The 16,924-nt window shown below is 50.7% G+C and carries 14 protein-coding genes; 2 read left to right on the top strand and 12 right to left on the bottom strand.

Features of this window, described 5'->3' with window-relative positions:
• Positions 1–3: 3 nt before the first annotated feature.
• Positions 4–954 (bottom strand): methyltransferase domain-containing protein, encoded by a 951-nt coding sequence (locus HJG54_RS29995; RefSeq protein WP_316436772.1) that lies wholly within the window; start codon positions 952–954, stop codon positions 4–6.
• 188 nt (positions 955–1,142) lie between these two features.
• Here HJG54_RS29995 and HJG54_RS29990 point away from each other — a divergent pair, with 188 nt between their 5' ends.
• Complete coding sequence (locus HJG54_RS29990) at positions 1,143–1,961, top strand: hypothetical protein (protein ID WP_316436771.1); 819 nt, start codon at positions 1,143–1,145, stop codon at positions 1,959–1,961.
• A 35-nt stretch (positions 1,962–1,996) separates the two neighbouring features.
• Here HJG54_RS29990 and HJG54_RS29985 read toward each other — a convergent pair whose 3' ends face one another.
• From HJG54_RS29985 to HJG54_RS29965, 5 genes are all read right to left on the bottom strand, one after another.
• Entirely contained in the window at positions 1,997–2,560 is a 564-nt protein-coding gene (locus HJG54_RS29985) for an NYN domain-containing protein (RefSeq protein ID WP_051926152.1), read from the bottom strand.
• A 140-nt stretch (positions 2,561–2,700) separates the two neighbouring features.
• On the bottom strand, positions 2,701–2,985 hold the full coding sequence (locus HJG54_RS29980; protein WP_316436770.1) for a Mo-dependent nitrogenase C-terminal domain-containing protein: 285 nt from the start codon (positions 2,983–2,985) through the stop codon (positions 2,701–2,703).
• 146 nt (positions 2,986–3,131) lie between these two features.
• Complete coding sequence (locus tag HJG54_RS29975) at positions 3,132–3,512, bottom strand: response regulator (RefSeq protein ID WP_316436769.1); 381 nt, start codon at positions 3,510–3,512, stop codon at positions 3,132–3,134.
• On the bottom strand, positions 3,487–7,614 hold the full coding sequence (locus tag HJG54_RS29970; protein ID WP_316436768.1) for a PAS domain S-box protein: 4,128 nt from the start codon (positions 7,612–7,614) through the stop codon (positions 3,487–3,489). Before HJG54_RS29970 ends, HJG54_RS29975 begins: the two co-directional genes overlap by 26 nt.
• Complete coding sequence (locus HJG54_RS29965; protein WP_316436767.1) at positions 7,611–10,061, bottom strand: response regulator; 2,451 nt, start codon at positions 10,059–10,061, stop codon at positions 7,611–7,613. Before HJG54_RS29965 ends, HJG54_RS29970 begins: the two co-directional genes overlap by 4 nt.
• A 278-nt stretch (positions 10,062–10,339) precedes the next feature.
• Between HJG54_RS29965 and HJG54_RS29960 the strand changes: the two genes are divergently transcribed.
• Positions 10,340–10,483 carry a hypothetical protein gene (locus tag HJG54_RS29960; protein WP_316436766.1) on the top strand — a complete coding sequence of 48 codons (144 nt, stop codon included), beginning with the start codon at positions 10,340–10,342 and terminating at the stop codon, positions 10,481–10,483.
• Positions 10,484–10,498: 15 nt separating this feature from the next.
• Here the strand turns inward: HJG54_RS29960 and HJG54_RS29955 are convergent, their stop codons facing one another.
• The 6 genes from HJG54_RS29955 to HJG54_RS29930 form a co-directional block, all read right to left on the bottom strand.
• Entirely contained in the window at positions 10,499–11,353 is an 855-nt protein-coding gene (locus tag HJG54_RS29955) for an iron-siderophore ABC transporter substrate-binding protein (protein ID WP_316436764.1), read from the bottom strand.
• A 205-nt stretch (positions 11,354–11,558) separates the two neighbouring features.
• Positions 11,559–14,039 carry a TonB-dependent siderophore receptor gene (locus HJG54_RS29950; protein ID WP_316436763.1) on the bottom strand — a complete coding sequence of 827 codons (2,481 nt, stop codon included), beginning with the start codon at positions 14,037–14,039 and terminating at the stop codon, positions 11,559–11,561.
• Between the two features lie 132 nt (positions 14,040–14,171).
• The gene (locus tag HJG54_RS29945; RefSeq protein WP_316436761.1) at positions 14,172–15,197 is read right to left on the bottom strand and encodes a helix-turn-helix transcriptional regulator; all 1,026 of its coding nucleotides are present in this window, start codon (positions 15,195–15,197) and stop codon (positions 14,172–14,174) included.
• A 109-nt stretch (positions 15,198–15,306) separates the two neighbouring features.
• Positions 15,307–15,582 carry a UBP-type zinc finger domain-containing protein gene (locus tag HJG54_RS29940; protein WP_036010548.1) on the bottom strand — a complete coding sequence of 92 codons (276 nt, stop codon included), beginning with the start codon at positions 15,580–15,582 and terminating at the stop codon, positions 15,307–15,309.
• 77 nt (positions 15,583–15,659) lie between these two features.
• Entirely contained in the window at positions 15,660–15,956 is a 297-nt protein-coding gene (locus HJG54_RS29935; protein WP_316436760.1) for a hypothetical protein, read from the bottom strand.
• 451 nt (positions 15,957–16,407) lie between these two features.
• The gene (locus HJG54_RS29930; protein WP_316436759.1) at positions 16,408–16,875 is read right to left on the bottom strand and encodes a MarR family winged helix-turn-helix transcriptional regulator; all 468 of its coding nucleotides are present in this window, start codon (positions 16,873–16,875) and stop codon (positions 16,408–16,410) included.
• Positions 16,876–16,924: the final 49 nt, after the last annotated feature.

The following is a 16,924-nucleotide window of genomic DNA, read 5'->3' as shown; positions in this document are numbered from 1 at the left end:
GGTTTAACCCGAATGGGAATTGGCCCGAACGGCACGAAACATGCCGAATCGGCACAGTCCAGTTCCAAACGCTAGCCGCATCAGTAGCAGAGTCGGAACTTCCCGCAGGGATTTGATCAACCCCGGTAGACCGAATTTGATTAGCCCTGCCGGTCGAGCGATGCCCTGCCAGATCGAATCGAGCCAGGAGGGTAGGGTTGGTTCGGTCCAGTCGGCGGTGGTGACGTGACCCTCGACGAGGCCGGTTGCTTCCAACAGTTCAGAAAACTCTTCGATGCTGGCAAAGGCCGGATGGGACCACTGATCCAGCAGTTGCTGCATCACCACTCGTTCCCAGCTGTTCAGCGGTGTCTGGCGGGCATCGCGCTGGTTCCAGTCAGCCACAACGAGGATGCCACCGGGTTTGAGTACGCGCAGCAACTCTTTGGCAAAAATGGCTTTGTCGGGCATGTGGGGACCGGCTTCGATCGACCAAACCACGTCAAAGCTGGCCTCGGGAAACGAAAGCGCCATGGCATCATCAACGCGAAACTGCACGTCCAGTTCTGGGGGAGTGAGCTGTTGGGCACGTTTGACCTGCTCTGGGCTAATCGTGATGCCGGTGACCTTGAAGCCATAGTCCCGTGCCAAAATGCGGCTACTGCCTCCAATCCCACAGCCCACATCCAGGACAGTCGTACCGGCAGGAAGCTGGTCTAACCCACCCCAACGCACCATCTCATGCACAAAGTCGGATTTGGCAGCTAGAAAATCTTTCCGCTGCGGGGGGCAGCCGTAGTGTCCCAAGTGGATATGTTCACCCCAATAAAACTCTAAAATTCCATCTTCAGTCCATTGATCGTAGGACTGGGCCACCGAATCGGCTGATTGATAGCGGCGAGCCGTCAGCAGATAAAGGACAATGCCCGCTGTCAGCAGCGCGAGCAGAATTGTAAATCCGAACAATAGACTCATAAAAATGATGCTTAATTTCCTGGTTTACATTTTAGGCTGTGCTGCCTCATTTAGCCGTTGAACCTAACGGTTGAGCCGAGCGTGGATTAGACAGAGATCCCGAGACTGTAGTGATTGCCTGTAATTTCCTCAGGGAACTCCTCAGATTGTCATCAGTCAATAGAAAAGTGTTTATACTGCCCGTTTTCATGAGCAAGGCCATCACTACATTTCTGACAGATAGTTTGATCTACGGTCTCAGTTTTGGGCTGAACTTTAGCTTGGCTGTGCTGCTGATTAGCGCCTGTCAGTCCTTCTATGGCTTTCTCACAGCACCAGCCTCTATTGGCGACTCTGAATCATTTGATTCAACCCTAAATAACGATTCAGCCCCAAATTATGTCGATTCCAGTTACTTGGAGCCGTTAGATCGGCTGGGGGCCAAAATGACTGCTGCGATTCCATCAGCCCAATCACCCCAAACCGGCACTCAAAATCCGCAGCAAACGGGGCGTAATTCTAGTGAATTGGAGCAGCACAGGCCCGATCAAACCGAGTATCACCAAGAACAGAACAAGTTTAGCTTTGCCTATCCCGATGATTTTGTAGTTGACGCCAGGCAACCAGTTCTAGCGTCATCTGCAGATACGCCTGAGATGACGCTAGAACTGTGGCAACGGTCCAAATACGATGCAATTCAGGCCGGAGCCTATGCCGATGGAGCAGAACTGCCGCCCAATGTGCAAATTGCAGTCTACCGCAATCCCCAACGCCTCGCCTTGATGGATTGGATTGGGCGCAGCAATCGGTTTGTCCAGTCAGGTAGCTTTCAGTCGCAAATGGTTGCTGGCCAGGAGGCGATAGCGTTTCGTTCCAGTGGCCTCTATGAACATGAGAACGTTGTGTTCTCCAACACAGATGGCACTGAGGTGATGGTGATTAGTCTTGCCAAAGTAGGCATCGACTCGATCGACGCCCCAAATCAACGCGCCTTTGAGCAAGTTCTGGCTACATTCACACCCTGGTGAAGAGCTTGATCAAGAGGCGGCCAGTCGATAATTACCTAAAGTGACATTTTGGCAATATAGTCTGGATAGCCAGAGGCAGTAGGCTTCTGAATGTTCTGCTTAATTGTATCGAGATCAATATAGTGATCAGCTACGTTGATCAGGTGGTCGCTGGTCATGGAACGCAGACTGACAACTGAAACACGAACGCCTCGATAGGCAATGGCATTGACCGCATAGGCTAAATCACCATCGCCGCTGACTAGAATGGCCGTATCCACATGGTCAGCCAAGGTCAACATGTCAACTGCAATTTCTACATCCAAATTCGCTTTTTTGGAGCCATCGGGCAACTGAATCAGATCTTTAGTGATGACCCGATAACCATTGCGGCGCATCCACAGCAAAAAGCCCTGTTGCTTTTCGTTGGTGCGATCCACGCCGGTGTAGAAAAACGCCCGCAGTAGCCGAGCGTTGGCAGTTAAATGGGTCAAGAGTTTCGTGTAGTCTATCTCGATGCCAAGCTGCAACGCTGCATAAAACAAATTTGAACCATCCACGAAGATGGCCGCTCGTCCGCTATCCAGACGAGTGTTATCCGATTCATAATTTTGCGACATTTTAATCTTATGTTTGTTAGTGTTTGTTAAGGGTTCTGGATAGCACGGCTTTTTGAGAAGCGCTGCTGGACTCGCTGCGTGCGTATGCGTTGTGGCCATGAGTACCTCGATTTTCAGGGAAGCTTTCCCACGAAATTAGATCAGAAATAGAGCGTTACATCTTCACCACACTGGTCTGCTAAATATACTAATGACTTAAATCGAAGATTCACGATTTGATCGTAAAAAGGATTGAGTTTGCAAAGGGGCGGAATCCGGACCAGGGTATAGTCAAACAGTTTGATTTGTCGTTCGAAAGGGCAACGAGCTGGAATCAGTTTACAAAGAGACCGGGCAGTTTGGGGATCAGAGATTTCAATCGCTTCCAGTCGTTGCCGAATTGGGTGGAGGAGGGCGCTAAGGGGATAGAAAGTTGAACGGTTCACGATAAGGTCAGGCAGAGAGCCTTGGGGGAACAATCACTCGAATGGTAAATGCGATCAGAATTTCACTTACACCTTCGATTAGCTTCTAAGTTAGACCTGAAAAATGCAGAACTTGTGTAGATCCAACTAATTAATCTGGCGCTTGTCTACTGGTCGTTCCAGCCCAATATCTTTGCAATCTGGCCTGGTAGTTTCATGGCTTTGAAGGGTTTTGTGATAATTCCTGCGACCTCTAGTTCGGCAAATCGTCGTTGCTCAGCAGCTTGCACCTTAGCCGTCATCAAAATCACCGGAATCGGTTGGGTAACCGGATTAGCTTGCAGTGCCCGAAAGGTTTCGATCCCGTCCATCTCAGGCATCATCACATCGAGCAAAATCACATCGGGCGACTGACCAACCGCCTTCTCCAGTCCTTCTTGTCCCGAAGCGGCACTCGCTACATCCCAGCCCCCAACCGCCTTCAAGGTGAGTTGAACCACAGCCCGAATATCATATTCATCATCAACTATCAGAATGCGTTTCGTCATCAAGGCGGTCTCCTGTCTTTCCTCGAATCATCCGGTTGAGTAGATTGATCACCCGCTGCTCAAATTCCTGGGGACTAATGCGGCCTTTAGTCAGGAATAGCGTTTGTCCTAGCCGTAGTCGTTTCCGCTCGTGATCATTCAAATCGCGGGCAGTATAAACCACTAGGGGCACTTGGCAGAGGCGGTTATGCTGCCGCAGCCAGTCTACAACAGCAAAGCCATCATTGGCGGGTAATCCTAAATCGAGGACCAGCAAATCTGGAATCACCTGCTGACTGAGTTGAATTGCTTCTCGTCCAGTTTGGACATGAAACGTTTCGATTTGATGACGAGCAAATAGGGTGGTCAGGACCTGCGCCAGATCTAAGTCATCTTCGATGATTAGCACTTTCAGCGGCTGATTAGGATTAACCAGAGCACGCTCCAGTGCTTGCCACAGCACTTTAGGTTCCGGCGGTTTCACCACCCAATCGCTAATGTCAGTATAGGGAGCTTCTCTAGCATCGGGCAACAGCCCACTCAAAATGATCACTGGAATGGTGTGTGTTTCAGACTGCTGTTTCAAAATTGCCAAGGTTTCCCAGCCGCTCATACCGGGCATCACTAAATTCAGCAAAATCACATCCGGATGATGCGCCAGCGCCTGTTTCACCGCATCCTGCCCCGACGCCACCGTCAGCACCCGGTAGCCCTGCCGCTCTAACATCACCCGCACCACCTGCCGGATCGACGCATCATCGTCACAGAGCAGCACCAGCGGCATTTGCGGTCCGACTTCCCAGGCTGACTCTCCTAGCTCAGAACTCAAGACTGAAATTTCAGAAGTTTCCGAAGCGTTGAGGATCGGCAAAGTGAAGTAGAAAGTGCTGCCAACGCCTAAAGTACTTTCTGCCCAGATTTGGCCCTCATGCTGCTGCAAAATGCTGCGACAAATCGCCAACCCCAATCCAGTCCCCCCCTTGCAGCGCGAATCAGAGGCATCAACTTGCTGAAACCGCTCAAAAATAGTCTCCAGCTTATCGGATGGAATCCCACGGCCTTGGTCTTGGACGGTGAATAGGATGTAGGGAGATGAGGAAGATGAGGAAGATGGGGAAGGTGGCGGCTCGTGAGCCTCGCCGAACGAGGAAGGTGGGGACGATACTGCTCCCCTATCTCCCCTATCTCCCCTATCTCCCTCATCATCCCCCTCACCCCCCTCACCTCCCTCACCCTCACCCCCCCTCTCTGCTTTCAACCAAATCGTACTGCCTGCCGGAGAGAACTTGATCGCATTGCTGAGTAGGTTCGTTAGAACTTGAACGATCCGATCAGCATCCGCCCAGAGTTGGACATTCAGAGGTGAGATAGACAGGGTGATTTCGGCTCGTTCTGCCATATCTTGAAGTGCTTCTACGGCTTGAGTGATCAAATCTGCCGCACTGCAGATTTGTTTTGTCATCACAATTTTGCCAGACTCGATGCGTTCAATGTCCAAAATATCGTTGATCAGGCGCACCAGTCGGTCGGTATTGTTAGCAGCAATTCTTAGCATTTGCTGGGCTTCTTCGGGCTGGTTTTGCAAAACTCCTTCGGCTAGCAGGTCTAGAGCAGCAGAAATCGACGTGAGTGGGGTTCTCAGTTCATGGCTGACGATGGAGATAAATTCATCCTTCATGCGCTCAATTTCGCGCCGCTCGCTAATGTCTTTGACAAAACAGTAATGGCCACTAAACCGCTGCTGCTGGTCGTAGGCTTTCACCAACACAATTTGCTTATCAAAAACTGTGCCATCTTTGCGAACCGCTCTGGCATCTATTTCTACCTTGCCAACCTGGAGCATTTGCTGATAGGCGGCCTCGATTGCAGGGATCTCCTCTGGGCAAACCGTCTGATGCCATTTCATCTTTAACAGTTCTTCGGGTTGGTAACCCAACATAGCAGCATAGGCCGGATTGACTTGCATATAGCATTCTTCTGCATCTAATCGGGAGATGCCTTCAACCGCACTTTCTAATGCCTTACTCAGATTCTGGAGTTGTTCTTCAGCCGCTTTGCGAGCGGTGATATCTTCAAGTTGGGAGACAATATATAACGGCTGGCCCTGCCCATCCCGCACGATTGAACTGCTTAAGGCCACCCAAACCACCTGCCCTAATTTATGCAAATATCGCTTTTCCATCTGGAAGGTGTTAATCTGGCCCGACAATAACTGCTGAAAATAGTTGAGTCCTGCCTCTAGGTCATCCTGGTGAGTAATCGCCTGAAAGGTGGTTGCCAGCAATTCCTGTTCCGAATAACCCAGCATCTCGCACAGGGAGCGATTCACCTGGAGCCAATGGCCATCTAGCGATACTAACGCCATACCAATTGCAGCATTTTCAAAGGCGAGATAAAATCGCTCTTCACTTTCGCGTAAGGCTTCCTGCGCCTGTTTTTGTTCCGTGACGTCGCGACTGATAGCGTAGATCAATCCTTCCTCCGCAATGGGAAAGGCTCTCCAGGCGATCCAACGATATGAACCATCTTTATGGCGGTAGCGATTTTCAAAATCCAGGATAATCTCGCCTTCAGCTAAATTTTTGACTGCCGTAAGGGTTGCTGCCTGGTCCTCAGGATGGACAAAGTCAAGAAAGGGATGGGCCATCAGTTCCGCGTTGCTGTAGCCCAGCACTTGCTCAAAGGCAGGATTCAACCGCCTGAAATAACCGTCAACACCGGCAACACACTGCATATCTACTGAAGAATTAAAGATGCGATCACGCTCTTCTTCTACAGCTTTACGCTCAGTGATGTCGCTGCCGATTCCCAAAAATCCTGTAATCTGATCATCTGCATCCCGCAGAGCTGTAACTGACAATAACACAGGAAAGCGTGAACCATTCTTGCGAATGTACGTCCACTCATTCTCATCAACTTCTCCTCGACGTGCCTTTGCAACAAACACATCAAATCCTGGTTGAATTGGCTCTCCTATCTCTTGGGATAACACTTGCGCTCGCTGGACTATTTCCTGCCAATCATGGATCAGTGTGGGCGTGGTCTGGCCAATCACTTCTGCCGCCGTGTAGCCGAGCCATTGTTCTGCTGTGGTGTTGAAGGTGCGAATTGTGCCGTCAATGCTAGTGGAGATAATGCTGTAGTTAGCGCTGTTTAAAATCGCTCGCTGGAATGCTAAGGTCTCCTGGAGTGTTCGCTCTGCTGCTTTGCGTTGGTCGATGTTGCGAAAATAGACCGACAGCCCGTCTTTGCCGGGATAGGCATGTACTTCAAACCACTGATTGAGAGGTGGATAAAAAGCTTCAAACTGAACGCTGACCCGCTCTGTAACAGCCCGCTGATACTCTCGATGAAACGTGGACCCCACTGCCTCTGGAAACTGCTCCCATACGATGTTACCCAGCAACTCATCTCGCCACCGCTGCAACAACAATTCGGCCTGCCGGTTCAAGTAGGTAAACCGCCACTCGTGGTCTAGCGCAAAAAATGCATCGGTAATGCTCTCCAAAATATCGACAATCTGATTGTGGGCGAGTTCGGCTTCGGCACGGGCCGCTTGTTCTTGCGCCAGCAACTGAATGCGGGTTTGCTCAGCCTGTTGCAATTCGGTTGTTTTTTGAGCGATCTCAGCTAGCTGGCGTCGTAGTTCTAGTTGGGAGATGGCTTGACGACTCAGAGCGTGCAAGGCCACAATTTGGGCCGCATTGAGCCGCCGAGGCACCCGATCGATCACGCAGAGGGTTCCCAAGGAATAGCCATCCGAGCTGATCAAGGGTGCGCCAGCATAGAAGCGAATATGGGGAGGACCGGTGACTAGGGGATTGGTGGCAAAGCGTTCGTCGTGCAGCGTATCTGGAACAATCAAAATATCGTCGGGTTGCAGGATGGCATGGGCGCAGAATGCCAGATCGCGGTGAGTTTCGGTGGCATCTAATCCTAATCTAGATTTGAACCACTGGCGACAGTCATCGATCAGGCTGACTAGGGCAATCGGGGTATCGCAGATAAAGGCTGCTAACCGCGTCAGGTCGTCAAAGGCCGCTTCTGGAGCCGTATCCAGAATGTTGTATTGGTGCAGGGCGTGGAGTCTGGCAGCTTCGTTGTCGGGCAAGGGTGCTTTCATGGCAAACTCCCCTCAGAATGGGTTGCATTAGTTTGCTGGAAGCGAGCACGAGCCGTTTGATACAGCGTTTGCAGATCGGTTCCATCCTGAGGAAACTGGACGACTGCTGCCCTGAGGCTGACTTGAAATGCAACTCCATCAGCCTTGAACCCAAACTGCTGCCATGATTGCTGGAGATCCAGAATGCATTGAGTACCGTCTGCTTTAGTTGTGCCAGCCATGCCGACGACAAATTCGCCTCCGCCCCAACGACCAACGACCTCCTCATTCCGAAATGAGCGTCGCAACATTTCTCCCAAGCGTGCTAGGACCTGATCCGCAGCCGCATGACCATACTGCTGATTGATGGACTTCAGGTGCTCCAACTCCACCAGCGCCAAGCAGAACGGCTGCTGACAATGGTGACACCACTGCAAAAACTGAGACAGGGCCGCCGTCGATTTGCGTCGATTGGCTACACCCGTCAGTGCATCGGTCTCCGCTAAGCTCTTCAGCAACTGGGTTCGCTCCAAGCGATTCAGGATGCGCGTCACCAGTTCTGGACCAACAATCGGTTTGCAGACAAAATCATCAGCACCCGCCTCAAAGACTTGATGCATAGTTGCTGCATCCGTATGGGCTGTCAAAAATAGGATGGGTAAGCCGCTCCAACGTGGATCATTGCGCACCACTTGACATAGCTCAATGCCGCTAATGTGAGGCATCTCGATGTCCAGAATCAGCAGATCGGGCGGATTCGCTTCAAGGGCATCGAGAAACAATAGCGGATTATCGAGCACCGAAACATGCAGCCCCCAGGGAATTAGCAACCGCTGTAATGCTGTGAGCACCTGCATGTCATCGTCTACGACCAATACCGTAGCCTGCATGGGACGTGCCTGTTGCAACACTTGATTCACTGCCTCTAACACCTGTGTCACAGTTACAGGCTGTTGTAACCGTCTCCCGCCTAGCCGAGTCACCTTCACTCGGTCGATCAATCGATCCTGATCGGTTAACACCAAGGCTGGAACCGGCGGCGTGCAGGCACTCAATTCCGACAGCAACATGAAATTGTTCTCAGTATTGTGCTCAATATTGTTGTAATTATTGTCTTTGCTTTTGTTAGCAGAACTATTATCCGAATTGTTTTCAATGCCATTTTCAGGGTTGACAGTACTGGCGAAATCAAGCAGGACGATGTCGGGATGCGCTTCGGCGATTTGTTCTCTCGCCATCACGGGGTTGGACATGATTTGAACTCGCAGCCCCCAACTCGCAGCCGCTTTTTGCAATTCTGCCGTAAAGCTTGGATTGGAGCTGACCACCAATAGCCAAGGGCGTTCATCCACCGGTCCATCAGTTCGCTCAGGAGCAAAAGGAATAGCTGCTTGCTCGGGGTCGAGTTGCCCATCATTTAACTGCTGCAACTCCCGCCGCAAATCGGCCACCAGTTGAGAGAGGCGTTGCCTCTGCTGGCGACTCAGAGCGCGCCCCTTTTGAAACAGCGGTTCGATTTCCTGTGCTAGACGAGAGCCGTGATCGGCCCCAAACATGCCCAACGATCCGGCTAACTTGTGGCTGGCCTGTTCTGCCTGCTGCCGCAATTCCTCGCTGAGCTGATTTTGCAGCAACAGCACTGCCGCCTGCTCAACCACTGCAAGCCGCCGGTCAATCGTCTCTTTTACTTGATTCCAGATGCCGTCAATCCCAGCCTGTACAGTAACAGTAGTCACATTTTCGTCTTGATCGGTTTCTGTTTGTCCACTTGGCGCTTTTGCTGCTTTGGGCTTTGCTTCGGGCCTGAGCCGGTAGCCAATTCCATACACGGTTTCAATCGGATCATTCAGAACGCCAGCGGTTTTCAGTTTTTGCCGTAGCCCTTTGATATGGGAGCGAATCGTATCTTCGCTGGGGGTTTCCTCAAACGACCAGATGTGATCAATCAGGGCACCAGTGCTAAAGATGCGATGCGGATTGCGCAGAAACAGCTCTAGCAAACCGTATTCTTTGGGGGTTAATCGCACCAGCTCACCGTTGCAGGTGACTTCACAAAGGCTAGGGTCCAACCTCAGATTGCACCACTCCAGCAGAGGAGGTAAGGCCGTTCCGCCCCGCCGCAATAGGGCGCGAATTCGCGCCAACAACTCCGGCAAATTAAACGGTTTCGCCACATAATCATCGGCTCCGGCATCTAAACCCGTGACTTTGTTAGTGCTGGCATTCTGGGCTGTTAATAACAAAATGGGCGTCTGGTTGCCCTGAGAGCGCAGCTTGCGACATAAACTAATCCCATCTAGTTTTGGCAACACCACGTCTAGCAATACTAGGTCATAGGCAAAGGATTCCAGTAGCGTCCATCCCGTTTCACCATCAGTTACCACATCCACCACATAATGGTGTTCGCTCAACGCTTTCACGAGCGGTTCAGCAATTAGCGAATCGTCCTCGATCAATAAAATTTTCATAATCCGCTAGCCGCGACAAATAGGACATGCATGCCGTTTACAACGCTCCTATTGCTAGGCTAGCTCGAATCCAAACTGAGTAGTTTGTAGATTTGTTGGGCATGGTCAGGAACCCAGACCAGCTAAGCCTGCCAGCTCTAATAAAGAATATTAAGAACTTTGAGATTTGAGATGGTTCGTAAACAAAGATTGCGGTTCTCCTCAACGGCTTCAGAGATATCCAACCTGGCCGCTCAACCTATAATCTAGTCATCTAGACAGGTCATCTCAAAAACGTCATGGCAATCAGAACCAAGAAATGGACCTTTGCAGAGTACCTTACCTATGACGACGGCACAGGGGCTAGATATGAGCTGCTTGTTTCTCTTACCTTTTCCGAGTTGAACTTGACAGCAACCCAAGGATTGGCAGCAGAACGCTGACAGGAGTTGATTGCTCTAAGGAAGATCGGGGATCAAATACTTGAACAAATCATCCACGACTAGATTAGCCGAAATGGGGCCGCTGCCAATCCAGTAGCTGGGCACATAATAGACTCGGTTTTGCTGCACGGCAGGCAGTTTTTGCCAGAGGGGATCGGTTTTGAGTTTATCGATCTGAGCCTGTGCGTCTTGCGTTGCTTCTAACGTGTTTTCACCAATCCACGTAAATATTACATCGCCATTCACTAAATCGAGCCGTTCTTGGTTGACGGCGGCCTGAATTGGATTGTTAAACGTTTGCTGGGCTTCGGTGGCTGAGAGATTTTGAGCCGGTGGACGCGGCAAGCCTGCATCTTGCAAAATCACACCGCAAAACGAATCCTTGAAATAGACGTTGATACTAGCTGGATCGATGCGAATTACAGAAACGGTTGGCAGTGGGTTCGCTAGAGTTTGCTTGAGCTGATTAATTCGCTGATCGTAGCGATCGAGCACCTGCTGAGCCACATCCCCCTGACCAAGGCTATTGGCAAAGGTTTTGAATATCTGTTTCCATTGACCGCTGTACTGAAACTCAAATAATACCACAGGGGCAATTCTAGCTACTTCCGAGTAGATGGGTTGATGAAAGTCTAAACCCAGAATCAAATCCGGCTTGAGTTGAAGAATTTTTTCCAGATTGGGTGCTCCGGCTGTACCAATGTTCGCAATCCTGTTTCCTTGATGCTTCACCTGCTCGATCAAATGTCCATCTAGCTGATCCAGCACCGAACCAACCGGCTGGATGCCAAGTGCCAGGGCGTATTCCAAACTGACGCCATCTAGGGTTACAACTCGCTGCGGCTGTAGGGGAATGCATGATTCACCCATCACATGTTGAACAGGGCGACAGTTGGAATCTAAAAGCGTGGCAGATTGGGTTGAGGTACGCTCGCAAGCGGTGGTGAGGCACAGAACAAGAACTAAACCAAAAAGAAACTGAAGGATGCGCCATAATTCGTGGTTCGGAATTCGGAATTCGTAACTTAGGAATCTAGCACTCATATGCAATTTCAGGGTTTGATGTTACGAATGATCAAAACGTTACAGATACCGAACCCACAATCGACAGCGGTGCGCCAGGATAAATGGCTTCGCGGAAACCAGCCGCTGCTTCGATATAGTCAATATCCAACAAATTTTGCACATTGAGACTGACTCGCCAGTTGTCGCGGCGATAAAATAGGGCCGCATCAGTGCGCAGGTAGCCCGGAAGTCTAAAGGTGTCTGCCGTATCGCCCTGCCGTTCGCCAACATGAAACAACCCTAACCCAAATCCCAACCCCTGATAATCGCCGGACTGTATTTCATAGGTTGTCCAGAGGCTGGCGGTGGTGTAGGGCACATTGGCAAGCCGATTACCGACCGGCAGAAATTCATCGCTGCTTTCGGTAATTTCAGTATCGTTGAGGCCAACAGAGGCGATAATATTCCAACCGGGCAGTGGTTCACCCAATATATCCAGCTCGATGCCCTGACTTCTGACTTCACCTGCTGCGATCGAGAAATCGGGATTGGCTGGGTCTACCGTCGCTACGTTGGTTTTCGTCAGGTGATAGGCGGCCAAGTTGGTGGTCAAGCGGCCATCCAGAAACTCACCCCGGAGACCAACTTCATATTGGGTGCCACGCTCCGGTTCCAGAAAGGAGCCATCGGCAGCGATGCCAAATAGATTGGGTGCAAAGGAGCGGCTGTAGCTGGCGTAGAGCGAGAGGGGTTCAATCGGCTGATAAACGATGCCCACCCGCGGACTGAAGGCGGTATCGTTCTGCTCCGAGGAACTGCCGAGGTTGCCGCTGGTTTGATCCACAACATCAAACCGTCCGCCCGCTACCAGAATCAAATTGTCTAGCAGGCGAATCTGGTCTTGCAGGTAGATGCCGAGGGAACGGGTGAGGCGGTAGTCATCTCGCGCCAACAGGGTCATGTCGTCTAAATCGGGTTGGGCTGCTTCGATTGTAGACTCAAAGATATTGGTAAAGAAGGACGGATCGCCCGGTAAGCGGCGCTGGCTGCCCGCCGACCAGATGGAACCCAAGTCTACACCAAAGAATACCTGATGCTCGATCGGGCCGGTGGAGAAGTTGCCTTCGATATTGGTTTGCAGCTCATAGGACTCAAAAAAGTCATCGTTGGAGCGCCAGCGTCGGTCGAGCTGACCAGAGTCTTCGATGATCCAGTTGGTTAAGCGGAAGTCGAAACTATCGGCGGCGATGTAGCTAAAGCCGTTGCGCAGTCGCCAATTTTCGTTAAACCGATGCTCTAGCTGATAGCCAGCTCGCACACTTTCTGTTCGCACCAGAGCCGTATCGTTTTGGAAGCGTCGGTCGCGGGGAATATCGGCTACTTCGTCTCCAATCGCCACCAATCCATCATCATACGGTCGGGCATCACTGAGGTATTCTGCTTCAAATAGAATTGACGTATTCTCGCCAATATTCCACTGCAAAACCGGCGCGACAAAAAAGCGTTCTACATTTTGTTGATAATCGCGAAAGCCATCGTAACCTTCGTAGGCTACATTGAGCCGATAAAGCAGCGAATCATCGCTGGTCAAAGGGCCGGATAGATCGAGGGTAGGACGAATAAATCTGAAGCTACCAGCCGACAATTCTGCTGTATAGGCTGAAGATTCGAGCGGACGTTCCGTGACTAGATTCACAGCTCCACCTGGTTCCAGGAACCCATAGAGCACGGAAGCCGGCCCCTTCAGTACTTCGATCCGCTCCAGGTTGGCGGTTTCCCGGACGGCAAACTGATCTTCGCGAAAGCCATTGCGTAAGAACACATCGGTGGAAAAACCGCGAATATTGACCCGGTCGATTGAGCCAGCAAAACTATCATCGGCAGCCACACCACTGACGTTTTGCAATACATCGGTGATCTGTTCTATCTGCTGGTCTTGCCATACCTGTTGCGGCACTACCTGAACTGACTGGGGTGTATCCCGCAGCGGCGTATCGGTTCTTGTACCGGTAGTGGCATTGTTGACTCGGTAGCCAGCCTCCTGTTCTCCCGTCACCACCACCTGAAGCGACTCGGCATCGCTGGCCGTATCTGGCGCTCCTGGCGTGACGCTGACTCTCAATCCTGACGGGTCTACTGTGATCTCACCCGTTGGCGGCGCGTCGGCCCCCGTGATCGCCACCCGGACGCGATTACCCGGCAGACTGGTGACTGATACAAGGGCAATCTGCTCGGTCGGATTCGCGGTTTGAAAGGCATCGCCCGCTGGCAGAGACAGTACCGCATTGGGAATATCGGCAATTAGCGCATTTCCGACGGTGGAGAAGGGCACTGGCTGCAAGGGTTGGGTGGTTTGCAGAATCACGGCCAATCCGGTGTCGGTAGGGGTGACTTCAACGCCGGTAATCTCGACGATTGCCGGTTGTTCGGCTGCTTGGGCCATTGGGATGCTTGGCACCTGAGGGTGACTCGGTTCCGCAGCGGGATCAGCCCAAACGGTCGAGGTTGCCAGTAATGAAAATAAGCCGGTAAAGAAAATGAGCTGTTTCACAGGATTTGGTTCCACTCCGCACACCAAAAGACTCGAGAGAGTCAGATCAATTCTCCCGATCGAAATTGCTTTAAGAATCTTTCTCAAGTAGCTTACAGGAGTTCCGCTGATGGAGCAGCAACCGCAAGTAGGCTAGGCGGAATTTTTTTGTGGGGTGAGCGGAATATTTGGCTTAACTCTAGTGCGCTGTGCCCTGCGGTAAACACCCGGATTGCAGCCAAACTGTTTGCGAAAGGCGGCAGTAAAATAGCTGCGGTCAGCGAACCCAACCCGCTGCGCCACTTCCGCAATGTTTAAATCCTCGGTTTCCAGCAGGCATCGGGCTTGTTCTAGCCGATAGCGATGCAGATAGCCAAAGGCAGTTGTACCAAACACCTGGCGAAAGCCCCGCTTTAGGGTACAGTCGTTTAGCCCTACTTGGCGCGCGAGTTCCAGCAGCGAAGGAGGCTGTTCCATCTGTTGCAGCAGAATATTTTTGGCATGATGAATCCGCTCAATGTCGTCGGCTTTGAGCGGGGACGCGCAAGCTGATTGTTGGGGTTCAGAAATCTGCTCGATCAGCAGCGCCATCAGTTCCCAGACTTTGCTTTCTAGGTACATGCGTTGCGTTAAACCCTGGTAAGGGCAATGCAGGATTTGTTGCGCCACCATTTGCAACGGAGCTGTCGCCATACCCGTCCAGCCCAAATATTCCTGCTCTGGATTTCCGACTAGTTTCTGCACGGCTCGCGTTGTGGTATCAAGCGGATATCCAATAAATTCACAAAATCGTTCAGGCTCGATATGCACATTCACTTCAATCACAGGCTGAGTCGCCAAAATTTCCCACTGTTCCTGTGGAGCAATGCCGCTACTGCATACGAAATACTGCCCCGCTTTAATAGATTGATGCTGATCCCGACAGTGTCCCGAAAGCAGCAGACCATACTCCAACGGATGGGGACGCTCAGGGAGTTGTATGATTAGGTCATCCCACAGTTGGTAGTGGGCAATCACCAGATCTAGTCCCTCCCGCAACTGAATCGAGCGGTAATGGCCTTGACCTAGCGCCGTTGGATAGTCCCAGGCGGTGTCGTCTAGCTCCGAAGTAGGCGGTTGGCTAGCTTCCGTTTCGTCAAATAACTCTGCGAAATCGGCTTGGGCAAGGGTGATGGGCATGGCACTCAGGAAATAGAACAATACCAGGTCAAATAGTTAATGCAGAAAATTAATGCAAAACTATCTCAACTATTTTACGCTGTTGCCAGCCTGGTTATAATCACTCGTCTCAATAGTTCTTTTTCTGCTGATCCACAAAACACCACAGCCACTCTTCTCCCAGTTCAGCCGAACTCATCACCGGATGGCCGGTTTCTTCGTAGTGCTGCCGAGCATGTTGATTGGGGGAAGAATCACAGCACAACATCTTGCCGCAGGTTTGGCAGATTCTCAGATGCACCCAGCGGCTATTCATTGTGATACATGCTTCACAGCGAAACACCGGATAGTTGGCTTTGGAAATCAAGTTTTCTGCGTTCAGCGCATCAAGGTGTTGACAGCTCATAGGGAGTGAGTTGAAATGGTAAGTTTGATGATTTTGAAGGCACTATTCTAGCCTGAATCGATTTAGTTAGCGAGCTGTTAATCGATGTGGAGATGGGATCTCGCTTGAGTTGGCCGTCTACCCCAGGGTTTGAGCGCTGAAATGCCAATAATGGCAAAGAGGAAAACAGCCTGAACTAAGGTGCCGATCAATACACCTCTGGCATCAAACTGATAGAGTGGATTGCTCAGAGCCTGCAACCCTTCTTGGCCTGATAGCTGCTCAGCATTGTTACCCCAGGGGAATAACCAGAAGGTACCAAAAACTATCAATCCACTTGTCAGCACCCATTTTGTAATCACCCAATAGAACTTAGTGAATCCATAATTGGTCATCCAGCAGAGAAAGGTGGCTGTAACGACTGAACCAATCGCCGCGGGAATTACGATCCAGTCATCCAGTAGATTAACTGCTGAATCGAGTGTGTATAGAACAACTGAATTATCAGAGTTCCTATTCCTCAGTGCCAAAAGGAACATACTCAATACAGCTCCTGTCCAGAGCGCAGCAAAACCAATATGCGCAGATAGCAACCAGTTTCTTTGTTGAATACTCAGCTTTGGCATAATTCCTCCTCAATGATTGTCATCATTTCTAAACAGCAAAACCAGATCCTGGCGGTATCCAAGAGCGCGGCATAGCCTACAGGCTATGAGAGCGGAACCTATGCAACATCTCATATTGCCTAGGCGTTCTTTAATTTGTGCTAGATGGCAAATACTTAATACATTAATAGTTAATATATTGACTAATTGATAAAAAAGCAACCCTATGGAGCTGAATCTGCTAGAGAAAGTTGTGAATAATTTGGTCAAGCAGCTGCAGAACAGCCTCCTGTTCTGCTTTTGAAATGCCGGTAGTTGCTTTATTGATCGTCTCCGCGCCAATTGGTGGCAGAACATGCATGAGTCGTTTTCCTTCTTCGGTCAACCAAATATGGACAATTCGGCGATCATCAGGATTCCGCTCCCGATAAACCAGATTTCGCTCTTCCATTCGATCTACAACGCCGGTGAGGGTTGCGCCCAGTTGCTTGAGCTTGTCAGCAATCCCAGAGGTTGACAGGCCATCCTCTTCCCACAAACAGCACAAGACAAGGTAGTGAAATGGAGTTAGGCCATAGGGTTCTAGACGCTCTAAAAAATCCCGATACATCAACTGAGAAGCCAGTTTGACCTTGTATCCCAGGTTATAGGGTGCTAAGGCATAGCGCCACTGTTGAAGAAAATCGGTATCTGAAGATGAACTGGACATTTTGCAACAAAGGAATAGCTCGGATTATTTTCCATAATTCAGCAGCTTA

The sequence above is a fragment of the Leptolyngbya sp. NK1-12 genome (assembly GCF_032598965.1).
Lineage (GTDB): Bacteria > Cyanobacteriota > Cyanobacteriia > Elainellales > Elainellaceae > Elainella.
Note: the sequence above shows the minus strand (reverse complement) of the source record. Positions and strands in the feature narration are given on the sequence as shown.

Coding starts and splice junctions, on each gene's coding strand:
- HJG54_RS29995 (WP_316436772.1), bottom strand. CDS start 954: ATGAGTCTATTGTTCGGATTTACAATTCTGCTCGCGCTGCTGACAGCG.
- HJG54_RS29930 (WP_316436759.1), bottom strand. CDS start 16,875: ATGTCCAGTTCATCTTCAGATACCGATTTTCTTCAACAGTGGCGCTAT.
- HJG54_RS29990 (WP_316436771.1), top strand. CDS start 1,143: ATGAGCAAGGCCATCACTACATTTCTGACAGATAGTTTGATCTACGGT.
- HJG54_RS29945 (WP_316436761.1), bottom strand. CDS start 15,197: ATGCCCATCACCCTTGCCCAAGCCGATTTCGCAGAGTTATTTGACGAA.
- HJG54_RS29975 (WP_316436769.1), bottom strand. CDS start 3,512: ATGACGAAACGCATTCTGATAGTTGATGATGAATATGATATTCGGGCT.
- HJG54_RS29970 (WP_316436768.1), bottom strand. CDS start 7,614: ATGAAAGCACCCTTGCCCGACAACGAAGCTGCCAGACTCCACGCCCTG.
- HJG54_RS29940 (WP_036010548.1), bottom strand. CDS start 15,582: ATGAGCTGTCAACACCTTGATGCGCTGAACGCAGAAAACTTGATTTCC.
- HJG54_RS29985 (WP_051926152.1), bottom strand. CDS start 2,560: ATGTCGCAAAATTATGAATCGGATAACACTCGTCTGGATAGCGGACGA.
- HJG54_RS29960 (WP_316436766.1), top strand. CDS start 10,340: ATGGCAATCAGAACCAAGAAATGGACCTTTGCAGAGTACCTTACCTAT.
- HJG54_RS29965 (WP_316436767.1), bottom strand. CDS start 10,061: ATGAAAATTTTATTGATCGAGGACGATTCGCTAATTGCTGAACCGCTC.
- HJG54_RS29935 (WP_316436760.1), bottom strand. CDS start 15,956: ATGACCAATTATGGATTCACTAAGTTCTATTGGGTGATTACAAAATGG.
- HJG54_RS29955 (WP_316436764.1), bottom strand. CDS start 11,353: ATGGGTGAATCATGCATTCCCCTACAGCCGCAGCGAGTTGTAACCCTA.